Source organism: Vibrio sp. KUL78 (assembly GCF_059725505.1).
Genome location: NZ_AP045837.1, coordinates 1,330,780 through 1,346,876, shown reverse-complemented (window position 1 = coordinate 1,346,876; position 16,097 = coordinate 1,330,780). Strand labels below are relative to the sequence as shown.

The 16,097-nt window shown below is 46.0% G+C and carries 8 protein-coding genes and 3 pseudogenes; 6 read left to right on the top strand and 5 right to left on the bottom strand.

What is annotated here, in order from left to right:
- Positions 1–155: 155 nt before the first annotated feature.
- The 4 genes and pseudogenes from AC6I8Y_RS06535 to AC6I8Y_RS06520 all read right to left on the bottom strand — a co-directional run bounded on the left by AC6I8Y_RS06535 (position 156) and on the right by AC6I8Y_RS06520 (position 7,102).
- Positions 156–1,230: pseudogene (locus AC6I8Y_RS06535) on the bottom strand (lipocalin-like domain-containing protein).
- A pseudogene (locus AC6I8Y_RS06530) lies at positions 1,230–3,744 on the bottom strand (ABC transporter permease). The pseudogenes AC6I8Y_RS06535 and AC6I8Y_RS06530 overlap by 1 nt, the downstream one beginning before the upstream one ends.
- Positions 3,731–4,408: an ABC transporter ATP-binding protein gene (locus tag AC6I8Y_RS06525; protein WP_498021138.1), complete on the bottom strand. Its 678-nt coding sequence runs from the start codon at positions 4,406–4,408 to the stop codon at positions 3,731–3,733. The pseudogene AC6I8Y_RS06530 and the gene AC6I8Y_RS06525 overlap by 14 nt, the downstream one beginning before the upstream one ends.
- 258 nt (positions 4,409–4,666) lie before the next feature.
- A complete protein-coding gene (locus AC6I8Y_RS06520; RefSeq protein ID WP_498021137.1) occupies positions 4,667–7,102 on the bottom strand; it encodes a PAS domain-containing hybrid sensor histidine kinase/response regulator in 2,436 nt (811 codons plus the stop codon).
- A 288-nt stretch (positions 7,103–7,390) separates the two neighbouring features.
- Here AC6I8Y_RS06520 and AC6I8Y_RS06515 point away from each other — a divergent pair, with 288 nt between their 5' ends.
- From AC6I8Y_RS06515 to AC6I8Y_RS06490, 6 genes and pseudogenes are all read left to right on the top strand, one after another.
- Positions 7,391–9,583, top strand: coding sequence for an FUSC family protein (locus tag AC6I8Y_RS06515; protein WP_498021135.1), 2,193 nt, complete (start codon positions 7,391–7,393; stop codon positions 9,581–9,583).
- 10 nt (positions 9,584–9,593) lie between these two features.
- Positions 9,594–11,234: a TolC family protein gene (locus AC6I8Y_RS06510; RefSeq protein ID WP_498021133.1), complete on the top strand. Its 1,641-nt coding sequence runs from the start codon at positions 9,594–9,596 to the stop codon at positions 11,232–11,234.
- Positions 11,235–11,438, top strand: a complete 204-nt coding sequence (locus AC6I8Y_RS06505; RefSeq protein WP_394151924.1) for a DUF1656 domain-containing protein — start codon at positions 11,235–11,237, stop codon at positions 11,436–11,438. It abuts the gene before it with no gap.
- Positions 11,439–11,449: 11 nt separating this feature from the next.
- Positions 11,450–12,329, top strand: a pseudogene (locus AC6I8Y_RS06500) (HlyD family secretion protein).
- Positions 12,330–12,353: 24 nt separating this feature from the next.
- Complete coding sequence (locus tag AC6I8Y_RS06495) at positions 12,354–13,040, top strand: potassium channel family protein (protein ID WP_394151921.1); 687 nt, start codon at positions 12,354–12,356, stop codon at positions 13,038–13,040.
- Positions 13,033–14,160 (top strand): AI-2E family transporter, encoded by a 1,128-nt coding sequence (locus AC6I8Y_RS06490; RefSeq protein ID WP_394151919.1) that lies wholly within the window; start codon positions 13,033–13,035, stop codon positions 14,158–14,160. The genes AC6I8Y_RS06495 and AC6I8Y_RS06490 overlap by 8 nt, the downstream gene beginning before the upstream one ends.
- Positions 14,161–14,201: 41 nt before the next feature.
- On the opposite strand, the gene AC6I8Y_RS06485 is transcribed toward AC6I8Y_RS06490, so the two are convergent.
- Positions 14,202–16,076 carry a methyl-accepting chemotaxis protein gene (locus tag AC6I8Y_RS06485; protein ID WP_498021130.1) on the bottom strand — a complete coding sequence of 625 codons (1,875 nt, stop codon included), beginning with the start codon at positions 16,074–16,076 and terminating at the stop codon, positions 14,202–14,204.
- Positions 16,077–16,097 lie beyond the last annotated feature (21 nt).

Here is a 16,097-nt window from a genome sequence, read left to right as displayed (position 1 = left end):
GAAAGTGAATGCGGGATTGACTCTCGTTTTACTCTTCCACTATGCACTTTCCAATATCAACAATAGTTTTACGCTCCTTTACACCCATGTTTGTGTCATGGGCTGCATTCACATAAATATCACTTGAAACTTGCTTGTAGCACTTTAAGCGATGCTTAGTAGCCAGTCAGCTCCATGTATCCGCTACCTTGGTGAGTCCCTTCTATGGTAACGGGTCCTTCCCAATAAGGGACGGTCAAAGGCATTTTCGCCAAAGGATTGAGCGCCTCTATCGTTAAAGCAATCTCAAGGCTGGGTATCTCAAGTTGCCATACTGTAGGATAGTTAGAGCCTTGAATAGAAACAGTATCTAGAGCTTTGAGCGTAAGCTCTTGTGATGATATTGAAATTCCCGAGAGGTCACGCCGCATCAGTTGACCATAGGCATAACTCGCATCGCCAGTCTCACTGTCTCTCAACTGAAATACCACCAAGCTCGTATCATTGCCGAGTCTAAGCGCAAACCAATCCCACCCTTGCTGTGAACCAAGCAGAAACTGCGGGCTCCATTCCCTATCAATCCAACCCTGCCCTGTCACCTTATGTTGTTCACCTTTGAAGGTAATCGTGCCTTCGACATCAATAAAAAGGCTGGCTATAGTAATGTGAAGCAACTGAACCATCCGCGCTTTTGACACTGTAGCCCTGCTCACCCTGAAGTTGAAACGACGATTCACTAACAAGATTAAGCGAGTAACTGAACTCCTCTGTTGCTACGTTCAATGACGCTGGGAACATCTCATCAGAGTTAGAGCGCCATTGCCAATCGTCGAGAAAAACACGAAACGGTGACTTAGCCACCCCTGCCATCTTAGGATGAGCACGAGACCATTTTTCGGCAGCTAAATGATGAGTAGAGTTGGTGATCGCGCTGTGCGCCATGTATAGCTGACTGGTTTCCCAGCCTTGATTAGCAGAGCCATTTGATGCCAGCGCAATGCGAAACTGAGTCCACTGAACGCCAAATGTTTCACCTTCAGACGTGACTATGTTTGCGGTGAAGTACCACCATTCATATCGGTAGTCTTCATGTGCTTGGTGGTCTTCTGGAAAACGGAGTTGCGTTTCAGGTGAGACCTTAGTAAATGCCCCACTGTCTTCTCCCAACCAAGAGCCAAAACCTTGTGGTTGACTCTCCTCACAACCGACTAAGGTCAGCGCTAACAAAGCTACGCTTAATGGTTTCAGCATTACAACACCTCGCTTTGTAGGCTCGACATAGCGGGTTTAGACACTAAGCGCCACAGGGGTAACGCCGTGGCTGCTGATGCGGTAATAATACTCACGAAGCAGAGCATCGCTATATCACTCCAACTCCACACAAATTGCAGACTCCAGCCAAAAGCACGGAGGGTAATGACGTCGGTTAAGACGTAGCCAACTAAAGCGCCAAGCGGTAACGCTAAACAGAGTGTAAAACAGACTAACAGCACCATTTGCATCACGACCATCATCAAAAGCTGGGCGCTTCTAACACCTAACGCATAAAGTCTTGCAATGGCAGCTTTGCGAGCTTCAATCAACATATAACAGGCACTGAACAGCCCAATAACCGCCACCAGTAAAGTCACGCCATTCAACGCTTTGGTTACCGCGAAAGTTTGAGAGAAGATTTGCAATGCGATCGTTTTGATTTCTTGCTGATCATAGAGCTGATTGTCACTCAAGCCAAAGCGCTCGATAAGCTGCTGGCGCATGACATCATTGTCTAGCTCCGTTTGGATCCCTAGACTGGTTGGCACTGATGAAAAACCAGCGTCTCGCCAGAGCGAAGGTGAAATCAAAAGCTCTCCTGTCGGGGAGCCATAGTCGTAGAAAATAGCGCCGATTTGAAGTGGGGTATCCACCACTAATGATAGCTCGGGAACCAGGACTTCATCGCCAAGCGATAAACCGAGCTTCACCGCCATCGGCTCACTGATCGCAACCATCTGGTTTTGGTAAAAGTTCGACCAAAATCCATCAACCATAGACTTCGCAACCATGGTTTGCTCAAGAGTATTGGTGTCTTTTGTACCGAGTTTAGTGGGCAGGCCTTCGATATTAGTATCAGTGTAGCTCTGAGTATAAATAGCAGAGACACCTGGCATTTCACTAAGCGCACCTTGAATCGCTTCCATTTCACTTTGCGCAGGGCTTATATAGATGTCAGCATGAAGTCTCTGCTCAAGCCACTGTTTCAGGGTGTGCTCAAAGCTCACGACTAAGGTATTCATTGCAAGGTTCGCCGTCATCGCAAGCAGCAAAGCCATCATCGCAAGCGACAGTGGAGCAATAAGCTCCTTGAGCTCTGCAACCAGATAGTGTTTCAGGCCCACCGAAAACACCTTTCCCACCCAATGACTGAGTACCAATAAGCCTTTGGGAAGATACAAAGGCGTCGCGATAACAAGCAAACCGAGCCAAAGCATGGTGACTCGAAAATGGTCACTTAACCATAAGCCAATGACAGCAAGAAAAGTCAGTGTCAGAGCTGCAATAAATAAACGAGTCGTATTTTGTGGTGCGGGTAATGCGTAAAATCCACTGTGAATAGAAAGTGGCTGCTGAACACTCCCCTTGAAGTGATGCCAACACGCACCGAGTGCGGCGACTAGCGTGATTAGCAGTGCTTGGAGTAACCAACTCAGATGCCATGTACCGGGTAACAGCGTTGCCCCATAGAGCTGCTCTAAGGTCAGTGCGACGGTTGGATGAAGCCAGTGACTGAGCTGCATTCCCAATACAAACCCAAGCAGTGAGCCCAGTGACACCATAACCGCGATCTCTACCAACAGAGCAGAAAACACAGTGTTCGAGGTCACGCCCGCTTGCTGCAACTGTACCAAGAGTCTGCGTCTTTTGAGTAAGCTGTATTTGACGCCATTGTAGGCAATGAATAGCCCTACAAGAAACGCAAGCATGCTCATAGCGGTTAGATTTAAATGAAAACTATCAGTAAGCGAAGCGAGATCTGAGCTTTGCGTGTTCTCTATCCATTGAGCTTGGCTTCCTATTATCGCCAACCAAACATCGAAGTGTTCACGAGAGGCATCAAACACCGCGATGTAGCTCAACTTCCCTTGTTTTTGCAGCAATCGCTCGGCAAAGCTGATATCCACCAGCATCCGATTTCCCAATTGCCACTCATCGGGAACCGCTAAAAGACGTGTCTCAACATTATCAAGTTGCAAAACACTCGGTTTGCCTAATTGCTCAAAGTGGGCAGAGCTCACCAAAGCGATGGGCTCCCCCATGAGCATGTTCGCTAAGGGTAGATTTCCGTCAAAAAAGAAATACGCCTTGCCTGTGTTCGTGCTCTGAGTCGTTGCTAATCTCTCTCCGGCTCATTGTTGCTGTTACTGCCGCAACAACATCACTGCCCTGCACTGAAAATCGGCGTCCTGTCTCGTCACGCACTCGCCCTTCCAACACCGCTAGAGACTCGCTCATTCCAGCACTGCGCAACGAGAAGTAAAGCTGGCTGTCTATATGCTTTTGACCACTGGGTGGCACTATAAAATACTGGGCCGGTAGACTGAGTTGCTCTGCTGCATCGGAATAACTGCGTTTAGCATTGAGGTTTATCGCCTGTACTGCGACAAACAGCATCACGGCCAACACTATCCCAATGAGAATAGATGCTGCCTGTAAGGGCGCTTGAAAGTAGTGCTTGCTGTATACACGCAGCACAACAAGAAGTTGATGAACACTAGCTTGCTTCATACAGCTGCCCGTGAATAAGCTGCAAACGAGACTGCATAAAGCTTGCGCATTCTGCGCTGTGCGTCACCAAGACAACCGCTGTGTTGCCTTGATTTGTGATAGTGGAAAGTAGCTCCATGACCTCTAAGCCAGATTGCTCGTCGAGGTTCCCTGTCGGCTCATCCGCAAGCAGCAGTTTTGGCTGGCTCGCAAGTGCTCTCGCGATGGCCACTCTTTGTTGCTGCCCTCCAGACAACGCGGCAACATGTCTGTCAAGCAAGCTCGCCAGCCCTAAAGTCTCAACAAGGTAATCACACCAATCATGCCAACCTCTGCCCTCTAATGAGAGTGGAAAGGCGATGTTTTGTCTTACATTGAGTGGAGTCAGTAAGTTGAACTGCTGAAACACCACCCCAAGCTTATGTATCCGAAAATGGCTCCACTGTTTGTCATGCCAGTTTGTGGTGTCTTGTCCTTCGAGATAAAGCTGACCAGCATTTAACGGCTCAAAGCCAGCAATAATATTCATCAAGGTACTTTTACCGCTGCCACTCGCGCCCATCAACGCAGTGCTCGATCCTGCCTCAATCGTTAAATGACAATCATTAAGCACCGAGTGCTCTTCCACACCATCGGTGAACTGCTTGCTTGCGTTGTTGAGTGAAACCAGCAAGTCATTCGCCATACCTTCCCCTTTTATCAAGACGGTCGCTACCTGATACGTAGAAGTTTAGTCGTAAGACCACGTAACTCTATGGTTTTATTTCACTAATTGGATAGGAAGTGTGACATGAAAGACAAATGCTTATCCCTAGTTATTCAGAGAGGCGTTAGGCGAAACCCCTAGCCCTCAAAGCGTCAAGTTTATTGCACTCGTGTAAGCTTGAGCACTGCTTTCGAGCGGCGGCAGTTCGTCAAGGTGTGATGGTAGTGCTTAACGAAATCACGAGATTTTTTTTATCTCTAGTTTATCTAAATAACTCAGCAATGCTTCTTCAAAGTCCTTTTTGACCAAAGGCTTGGCTATGACGGTGTTCACACCGCTATCTAGAAACTCTTGTTTATTCTCACTGATCACATCTGCAGTCCAACCAAAAATGAGAATACTATCACCGTACTTTCTACGGAGTTCTGCGGCGGTGGTTGGTCCATTCATAACAGGCATATGATTGTCTAGTATCACTAGGTTGAACTTAGACGGGTCGAACATCTCTAAACATTCTGCACCGTTAGAACAGCTTTCTACATCAATCGACAAAGACTGACAGAACTTACCCGCAACGATTCGATTTATCGCATTGTCATCAACCAAAAGTACTTTATAAACAGAAAAATCGGCGTTGATTGGCTCAAGGCGAGACAACTGTTCGTTCTGTTCGACAATAGATGAAAGAGGTAGCTTAACCGTGAACGTTGAGCCCACGCTAAGTTGGCTAGATACACTAATCTCTCCGCCCATGAGCAACGTTAGACTTTTCACGATAGAAAGCCCTAACCCAGTGCCGCCAAACTGACGCGTCGTCGACGTCTCTGCTTGCTCGAACTTTTCAAAGACACTATCAATTCGATCGGGTGCGATGCCAATACCGGTATCTTGAACCGTGAGTTCACACTCTCCTTGAAGCGGTGTTGATACCGTTACGGTTATTCTCCCTTTTTGGGTGAACTTTAGCGCATTTCCCACTAAGTTGAGCAATATCTGCCTTAGCCTGACCTGATCGCCAATAAACTGTTTATTTGGATCTGTGTTGTCGACTATCTCGAACAGGAGCCCTTTTTCAGAGCACAAGCTTTGATAGGTATTATTTACTGGAGACAGTATCTCCTGCATCTTAAAATGCGAGTGTTCCAAAACCAACGCTTGATTCTCGATTTTTGAGATATCTAGAATGTCATTCAAGATGGATATCAAATGATTTCCCGAGCTAAGAATTAGCTGAAGCGCTTCCCTATGCCTAGGGTCAGTGATCTCTTTTTCGAGTATTTGAGTGAGACCAAGCACACCATTCATAGGTGTGCGTATTTCATGACTCATCGTGGCAAGAAAGGCTGACTTGGCTTCGTTAGCGGCGTTCGCCTCTTTCGCGGTAGCCATAAGTTTGCTTTCCAGTTTTTTGTATTCAGTCACGTCTCTTTCGATGGCAATAAACCGGTCAATTGCGCCATCTTGATCCGTTATCGGGGTAATATCTATATCAACCCAGTATTCGTTTCCCTCAGAATCATAGTTCAGGATCTCCGCCTTGATTGGTAGGCCTTGCGATAAAGACTTTGCTATCCGAATCACGGTATTGGCATCCGTTTTATCACCTTGTAGAAACTGACCAGGTTTCTTACCTTGAACACTTTCTAAAGCGTACCCTGTCATCTCTTCAAAGGCTCTGTTTACCCATTCAATAGCCCCATGCCTATCGGTAATGACCACGGCATCTCGCGCAGCTTTTACCACGGTCGCAAGTAGTTTGCTTTCTCTTTCTCGTTCAATCAGTTCACTGTTTTTAGTCGCGAGTTCTCTTTGGGATATTTCGAGCTCTCGATGCGGGTTCACAAGAACCTTGTTTCCGGCAAACAGAACAAATAAGAAACTGATACCCATTACCACGGCGATGGCGTCATAGATGTAACTCATAAAGCTATCAGATTGCAGCTTAAGGAAATCGGGATTTATCCCCTGCATCAGCGTCAACCCCGCCGTTGCAATCTGCGTGTTGTTGACCAGCCAGGAATTAAGGTTATTTTGATTAATATAATCCGATACGCTGCCCTGTGTAAGCGCATACCACCGCTCTTTTGGATCAATCAGATCACCAAACAGTTCATCATAATCGACTGGCGTTTCACCAAAAACCATCCCAATAAAGCGACCTTCACTCATTACTGGCATGAAGATCTTAATGCATATATGGTCTGTGTCATTGTGAAGCAGGTAGACGGGAGGTGGCGTAATCAAGTCAGAAGCCTGCTGCTTCATGGAATCAAAAATGCGAATCTCATTGGCACGTGATGGGTGACGAAACTTATCTTCAAAAAGAACCGTTCTATCTTTGTTAAAGACGGCAAACAAAACAGAGCGACTGTCTCCTTCATATCGATGAAGCGTGGCGTCGATATTAACCTCACGCTTGCCTTCTAATAGAGCGATGATGTCATTATTGCTGGAAGCAAGTTTTACGCGCGCTTTTGCATTATCCAAATACTCTTCTACAAACAGCTTGGCTGCTTGTAATTCTAACTTTGTGCCTGAGTTTTGAAGATAATCTATGGCATGTTTAGACTCTCGTCCCAGAATAACGATGGATGCGACAGTAAATACACATATCACGAAAACGGTGTAAATGAATACCAGTGTTCTTCCACTTAGCCCCTTGAGTGTTGGCACTTTAAATCCCTTTTTTAAACCCGCTACTATCAATCTAGGAGGTTTTACGTGGAAATAAAGAACCACCCTCCTAAAAGCCCTCTAATAGTTAACAACTTAGGCAAAGTACCACGTACATAGCACGTACATAGCACGTCAAGTTTTACTGCGTCATTCATCAATGCAAAACAGGCAACTAATCACATCTTAAGGCCTAAGGAATTTTTCTTAATTTTCTTTACCTTACCCTCCTAAGTCTTCATTTAGCGTCTATATTTCTCTATGGGAATCACTCCAAAATCAAGGACGATGAATAGCAAAGCGCGATTTGCCACCAAAGTGGCGCTAAGTCTTACTCTCGCCTATCTCATACCTTTTGCTATGGGATGGCCACAAGCTTCTACTGCGGCAACAACCGTGATGCTTATTGCATCGACGGGGAGTCAGCGTGAGTCATTCGAAAAAGGAACGCTGAGGGTGCTTGGAACTATAGTGGGCGCTGTGGTGGGTCTCATCTTAGTTGGCGCTTTTGCACAAGACCGCTTTCTGTATATGTTTAGCGTGTCTATTGTGGTCTCGTTTATTTTCTATTTCCGAAACGCTTATCAAAGTGACCCCACTCTACTCATGCTCACCGCAGTGATGACCTTGATGATGTCCAACGGCGGCGATGCCGAAGGTGCCTTTCTGTACGGTGTTGATAGAGCGTATATGACGGTATTTGGCGTGGTAACTTATACCTTGGTGGGTGTCTATCTTTTCCCAAGCAAAGCCGAGCAAAACCTATCGGCACTATTAAAAGAGACGCTATCAATTCAGCAGCAAACCTTTACCAAAATCTCGGAATCACTCCCGGGGATGATCAAGCCCGAGACTTCCGCTGCGACAGATGCGTCTTCCAGTGACAATGAAACTGAAGATGAGCCTACCGAAGAAGCGAGCCCCTCGCTTGATGAGCTCATTGAAAAGCTATTTACCGCTCAAAGCACACTTGAACAGCGTTTCAGTGTGGTCAAAAAAGAAAGCAGTGAGATCGCGGCTTATCTTCAAGAATGGAGATTGGTGATTCACCATAGTCAGAAGATAACACAACTACTCGCCACTGCCTCGAATGCGCGTTTTAACCACAATGACACGGAAGATTACCTCTCTGATTTTCCCGTTTTCATTGAACAAATCGATCACCTTTTGCAGCAAAGCCAGCAGTTTTTAGCGTCGCCGGAAACTGGAGAGACCTTCCGATTCAGTGAGAATAAGTTAAAGGCAAATGAAGAAAAACTATCTGGCAGCGACCACCTGACGCGAGCCTCTGTCTTAACGTTAGGCTACCTGCTAAATCGACTCTACGATAATGCCAGCAAACTTGCTGAAACGATAAGCTGTATTGACTCCATCACTAAGACTGTTTCTTTCAAAGAACAACTCGCACCCTCTCAAAGTGCTTTTTTATGGTGGGATGCTGAGAACTTTAAAACAGCCATCAAGGTGTTTGTCACTTATTGGGTCGCAGGTGGGCTTTGGATTGCGTTCAACCCTCCTGGTGGTTATAGCTTTGTTATCTTCTCGACGATTTTTATGGCGGTGCTCTCTTTTATGCCGCTGCACCCCAAAGCACTTGGATTTCTATTTACTTTTGGTTTTCTGTTTGCCATTCCAGCCTATGTGTTTGTCCTGCCGCAGCTAGAGCTCGGTATTGAGTTAGCGCTGTTCTTATTTATCTACACCTTTGTTGGCTTTTATCTGTTTAAAGGGCCTATCACCATCTTCTTTATGCTGGGGATGTTTGTGCTAGGCATAGACAACACCATGACCTATCACTTTGGCATCATTCTAACCATCATGACGCTGTTCTACCTTGTGGTGTTGATGATTGTGTTTTCTCACTACTTCCCGTTTTCCAGCAAAGCAGAACACCTTTTCTTGGCCGTCCGACAGCGACTATTCTTCCACCTCTATCGCTTGCTACTGACAATGCAGAACCTAAAGCCAACTTGGTTGACGCGCATAACGCTCGCGCTGCATCTGAAAACGGCCAATGTGGCGTCCAAAAAGCTTTTGCTGTGGGCAAGTAAGGTCGATGTCAGTTATTTCAACAACAACTCTCAAGAGCAACTAGTTCTCTATGCCAAACGCTGTGGGGTGCTAATGGGACACGCCAACAATCTGGTCGCTGCACAAACAATTCTGAAAAATAACTCATTGATTACTAAGCTTAGAGAGACGCATATCGACACCGTTCTGCCGAGCTTGGTAGAAGTTCATGGCAAGGCGAATCCAGATAGTGGTAACCATTTTGACCACGCTGAGCAAGAGTACACAAAAGCCGAACAAGCACTGGAAGCTTTCTTTGAGTCGCTCGATTTGGACCAGGTAAACAAAAATGACATCGCAGGTTTTTATCTCTTTCTTCACCTAAAAAGAAACCTGTATGAGTCACTTAAAAATGTTGAGGAAGCCAGTCAAGGTATCGATCTGGACAATCTCAAGATGCATCGATTTTAGGGATAAAATAATGATGACTCATCGGCTAATAATAGCCTCTTTCACAACACTGATAATGACTGCCTGCACGACGCTGGGTCCAGAATTTGAGCCAGATAATAACGTCGCGCTACCTCAGTCATGGAGTGACAGTGAAACGGCATCAAGCACGGCATCGACGGCAAACTGGTGGCAGCAGTTTAATGATCCGACACTTGATCAACTTGTCGAACGCGCGGCTAAACAAAATCTCGATGTTGAAGCTGCTGGACTGCGAATTTTGCAAGCGAGAGCTGTTCTTGGGATTGCTGATGGCTTGCGCTATCCACAGGTACAGACTGTTTCGGGTAATCTAGCAAGAGCTTATGTGAGTGAAAGTTCCTTTAATAATGCGGCACTGACTTTCGATGCAGGTTGGGAAATGGATGTCTGGGGTAAATACGCGCGCGGAATCGAAGCCGCCCAAGCCACCTATTACGCATCTATCGCATCCTACAACGACATACTCGTGACCATCACTTCCGAGGTTGCTCGAAACTACATTAACTATCGCTCGTTCCAAGAGCGCATGTTGCTCTCTGAGAGAAATATTGAGATTCAGGAGCGAGTGGTCAATATCACTCGCGTTCAATTCGAGTCAGGTAACGTCACCGAGCTCGATGTCCAACAAGCGCGAAACCAGCTATTTACCACCAAAGCCGCCCTGCCCGCTCTTGAAATAGCCATGCTACAAGCCAGAAACGCACTTGCCGTATTACTTGGCATACTGCCAGAGCAAGTGGACCCTTTGCTAGAAGATGGCATGACGCAAAGGCTTGCGGAGTATGAGCAACGTTTTCGTTCATCGGGGTCAAAGTCGCTGATCTCCGAGGATGAAGATGGCTCAATCGTACCTGAGGCGCCTGCCCTCAACTCAACGATTGACGCCAGTTTGGTTATGAGGCGCCCTGATCTCCAAGTCGCGCAGCTACAAGCTCACGCACAGAGTGCCCAGATTGGTGTTGCTGAAACGGCCCTTTATCCAAGCTTCTCTTTATTTGGCTCTATCGGTATCGATAGTTCGGTGCCGTCAGGTTCCAGCTTTAGCTTCAATGATTCGTTGACGCTAGTCGCCGGTCCTGCGTTTAGTTGGAACATCTTTCAATATGGACGGATAAAGAACAACATTCGTCTTGAAGATGCACGCTTCCAAGAAACGATGACCAACTACAACAAGAAAGTGCTTCAGGCAGTGCAAGAAGTCACTAATGCGATAGAAGCGTATGAACTCTATGTAGAGCAAAAAGCGCTACGGCTACAATCGGTTAACGCCTCAGTTCGAGCATTCAATATCTCCTTAACGCAATATGAGAACGGTCAAATCTCCTTCGAGCGTCTGCTGAACTCTGTCGAAAAAATGACGCGCAGCGAAGATAGCTACGCCCAAATAAAAGGCAATGTCGCCAATCAGGTCGTCGCCCTATACAAATCACTAGGTGGCGGCTGGCAAATTCAATCAGGTCAAGCATTTGTCTCGCCCGATAATGTCCAAAAAATGCAAGATCGCACTGACTGGGGTGCACAATTAGACGAGGAAAACACGGTACTCCTGCCTCTGACCATCAGGACAGGTGCACCCGTCACGACGAATACCAATGAGTCAACCTCCGCCACCAATGAGGAGGGCCAATAAATGCCACATGAACTCGCTTGGGGCGACGTCTATTTCTCCCCCCTGTTACTCGTCGTGTGTATGGCTATTGTTGCCACTTGGATTACTGTCATCATCATGAATAAGACCAAGCTGGCGCGCTTTGTCGCGTTTCCATCACTCACTTTTCTCGCCATCGTCGTGATGTATGTAGTGGCGATCGATCATTTTATTCTCAGGTTTTAGGAGCCGCTTAAATGAAGAAGACGATTATCATCATCCTAAACCTCATTCTCCTTAGTGGAGCCGCTTGGTTTGGATACCAAAAGTATCAAGACTATTTCAACAACCCATGGACCCGCGATGGCCAAGTTCGAGCCAACATTATTAAAGTAGCGCCTCGTGTTTCGGGACCAATAGTCAATGTCGCCATAGTCGATAACCAAAGGGTGAACAAAGGTGACTTACTGTTTGAAATCGACCCAGAAACCTATCAAGTGGCGTTAGCCCAAGCAGAGGTCGCTCTTCAGCAGTCGATTATTAGCTCTAAAGGAAAAAAGATTGAGTACGACCGATTGCTCGATATTCGTAAAAAAAGACAAAGGCGCAGTCTCACATAAAGACCTAATTAGACGAGAGATCTCCTATCAAGAATCGCTTCTCAAAATCAAAGCGTCTGAAGAGAAACTTAAATCGGCTAAGCTCAATCTCAGCTACACAAAAGTTGTCGCCTCTGTAGATGGTTTTGTTTCAAACCTCGACATACGAACCGGCACTCAAGCCGTGGCCAACCAACCCTTAGTCGCGCTTATTGATGAAAACAGCTTCTGGGTTTTCGGCTTCTTTAGAGAAAACCAACTCCCTCAGATACAACCAGGAAGCCAGGCTCGAGTCACTTTAATGTCCCACCCTGACACGCCCATTGACGCGACGGTAGACTCAATTGGTTGGGGCATCGCACCTAAAGATGGCACGGTTGGGTACAACTTGCTGCCAAACGTTAATCCAGTATTCCAGTGGATCCGACTGGCTCAGCGAATTCCAGTTCGAATCTCTCTAAATGAACTTCCAGAAGGCGTGCACCTACGATTTGGGTTATCAGCTTCTATCATGGTAATTGAGGAACAGAACGAATAATGTCATTGAGCAAGGACAGATAAAATGAAAGTGGGAAAACGGCTTGAAAACATCAATGAAGGAAACAACTTCTTCTACTTAACCGTTGCACTCGTCGCTCTACTCATCAGCTCAGGTCTTGCTGAAGTAGTTGGTAGTGGATGGATAGATCGAGTGTTGCAGTTATTTATTATCATGGTCTTTATCGTCTGTTTTGCCAGCCTGCGCTTTGACAAGAACTGGTCGCGACTTTTGAAAACTCTCGCGACATGCTGGGTTATCGCCACCTTAGTGAAGCTGATCTTTGATATTCGTGAGATGGATGTCCTTATGCTCGCTCTCACGTTCAGCTTTTTCTTTGGCACCTTTAAGTCGACAGCGAAACAAGTGCTGTTCCATGGTGAAGTGAATACCAATAAAGTGGTGGGCTCAGTTGCATTATTTCTGCTGCTCGGTCTAATGTGGGCTATCGTTTATTTAATAATCATTGAATATTCACCCAATGCATTTACTGGACTAGAAGCCATCTCATGGGGAGAAAATTTCTCAAACGCAGCCTATTTCAGTTTCGTAACGTTAACAACCTTGGGCTATGGTGATATCAGCCCAATCAGTCCACTGGCACAAGTAGTGGTGTATTTAGAAGCGATCGTCGGCGTATTTTATATGGCCATCGTCGTGTCGAGTTTAGTCAGTGCAAATTTGGAACACAGGGAAAAAAACAATGGATAGACAAACCGAACAACGTCAAAGCAAGCTCTTTGTCAATAATATGGTGGAGTCGGCCATTCGAATCGGCTTACTCGTTCTTTTACTCAGTTTTACCTACGACATTATTAAGCCGTTTATTATCCCAGTGCTTTGGGGGGCTATTATTGCCGTTGCATTGTTACCTTTAACGAAAAAGCTTGAACGTTCGTTAGGAGGTAAACGCGGTCTAGCCTCAACGCTTGTTGCATTGATTGGTATTTCAGTGTTAGTTATTCCGTTTGTATTGGTTTCTGGGTCAATCTATGACGGTGTTGCACATACAACAGAAGTTCTTCAGGGTGGTGAAATAAAGATCCCAGGTCCCACTGCGAAAGTTGCCGAGATACCAATTATTGGCGACAAGCTATATAGCATCTGGAACCTGTTCGCGACCAACCTCGAAAAAGGCATTCAGCAGTTCTTGCCTGAAATAAAAGGCTTCCTCGGCACCATCGCCTCAATTCTAGGCGGCGCACTAACAAGCTTGATCATGTTTATTATTTCACTCGCGATCGCTGGCGGCTTTATGGCGCACGCAGAGAAAATATCGGGGGCACTCGAAACCGTTGCGGTTCGAGCGGTGGGCAAAAAGGCCGAACAGTGGGCGAACCTCATGGCAGCGACGATTCGTAGTGTGTTACTTGGTGTGGTAGGTGTCGCCTTTATCCAATCTGCAATCATCGGCGCGGCGATGTTTGTGTTCCAAGTGCCTGCCGCAGGTTTGCTAACACTAGCGACACTCATTCTATGTATCGCGCAACTTCCAGCCCTACTGATTGTTGCCCCAGTCATTTTCTATGTGTACTCCACAGGCGATGGCACCAGTACAACTATCTTCACGATTTGGGCGCTAGCAGGTGGCCTGTCTGACAACTTCCTCAAACCGATGTTAATGGGACGAGGTGTCGATGTTCCAATGCCAATCATCCTAATTGGCGCGATTGGTGGTATGTTGTTCGCCGGGATCATCGGTTTGTTCTTAGGTGCCATAGTTCTGGCAATTTGGTACGAATTGTTCTTATTCTGGATAAACTACGAATCGCAGAGTGAGCTTTCAGAACAGCCAGAGCAAGCCGAGAGCACTGAGGACTACAGGATATAAACACAAAAAGCGGGGCTAAGAGCCCCGCTTGTTTTTCCTAACTACAATTTGAAGCCTTGTAAAATTCGCTGCTGCTTCTCTATTTCAACTAGCTGTATGTTCATATGACTGTTCGTCTCTTTCGCCTGTACGGTGACCTGCTGGCTAAGTTTACTGATTTGCTGTGTATTTCTACTCACTTCTACGGAGACACTGCTTTGCTCTTCCGCCGCTGTAGCAATCTGCCCGGTACACACTGAGATATTTTCAATATTCTGCTGCACAAGATTAAGTAACTGTGTCGCTGCCCGCGCTGAACTCACTGCATCTTTGACGTTGTTCTCACTAACTCCTATCGCCTTCGACATTGAGCCCGTGGTCAGCAAAAGTTGGTCTATCTTAGTGTGGATTTCTTTGGTTGCCTCTTGAGTTTTTAAAGACAAAAGTCGCACATGATCAGCAACGACCGCAAAGCCTCTGCCTGCCTCACCTGCTCTTGCTGCCTCAATAGTAGCGTTGAGAGCCAACAAGTTGGTTTGGTTGGCAATCTCATTGATCACTTCAAGAATACTGCCAATACTTTTCGTATTCTCTACCAGTTTAGCCGATTGGGTCGAAACTAAATCTACGTTTTCTGATAAGCGCTCGATATTGCTCTCAGTCTCTTTAACGACTTCAACACTATTCAAGACATTGCTCTCCGCATCATTGGCACTCTGAGCAGCGTCTAATGTACTTTGCGCCGTTTCTTCGGCCGCTACTGTCATTTGACCGACTGCCGTAGCTAGACCATTGAGTTCAACCATTTGCTTGTTTACATTATGCTCAGTGTCGTGTGCGGCATTCTTTGTCAGTATCGCCTGGTTTTTTACGACTAAAGATAGCTCCTTAGATGCCGAAATCTGGCTCTGAAGGTTGGTGACAAATTTATTAAAATGGGTTGCTAACTCGGCAAACTCTCTTTCGGTATCCGTTCTTAATCTGTGGGTTAAATCCGCTTTACCGGAAGCCACATTTTTTAAAGCAGCATTTAGCTCCCCCACCGGCCTAAACAAGTGACGCATTACCACGAATAGAACAAGCGTAATAATAATGACTAAGACAGCGGTGAAGGCCAGTATCTTTTTGATAAGTTGAGAAAAGTCAGAGAACGCGAGTTTTTCGTTGACCAAAGCCCCTACGTACCAATCTGAGTCAGAAACTTTCTCTAAGCTCATCAGATAATTAACGTTATCAATCATGACTTCTGAAACACCGCTTTCAACGTCAACATTAGGCGCAAAATCCGTCACATGACGGCCATTAAACGTATCATTCGGATGAGCAATAATGGTTCCATCGCTGGTTACCATGAACATGTAACCCGTGCCGAACAAATCCGTTTGATTCATCAAGCCGACCAACGGTCTGAGTGAAACATCAAACACGGCATTACCAATCAATTGATTGTCGATATCTACCAAAGAGGACGCTACCGATATGATCATTTGTCGAGTCGAAGAGTCGATATAAGGCTTAGTGATGACAATATCACTCGCATTAGTCGCTGCTACATACCAAGGCCGACTCCGAACATCGTAGTTCTTATCTGGCGTCCAGTTATTGTTTGACAGAAGATTACCTGAGCTCTCGTAACCGATTCCAATCGCCTGAAAGCTGCTTTTTAATGCTGGCGCGGTAATAGTTTTGAGCGCCAATTCTGTATTTGTAGCATCGATAACATTGAGTGAATGTATGACAGACTTCACCAACTCGCGTTTGGCGAGCAGCTCATGGGCGATGGTAAAACTGATGCTTTTAGTCAGCTCTTGGATGTTTTGTTCGGTATGCTTTTTAAAGGTTTGATTGGTGAAATAGTAGTTCACACCACCGACTAATGTCACAACAAACGCAAACAGTAGGCTAGATGTGAGAACAACTTTTGATTGAAACTTCATTGATATATTTATAAATAGTTA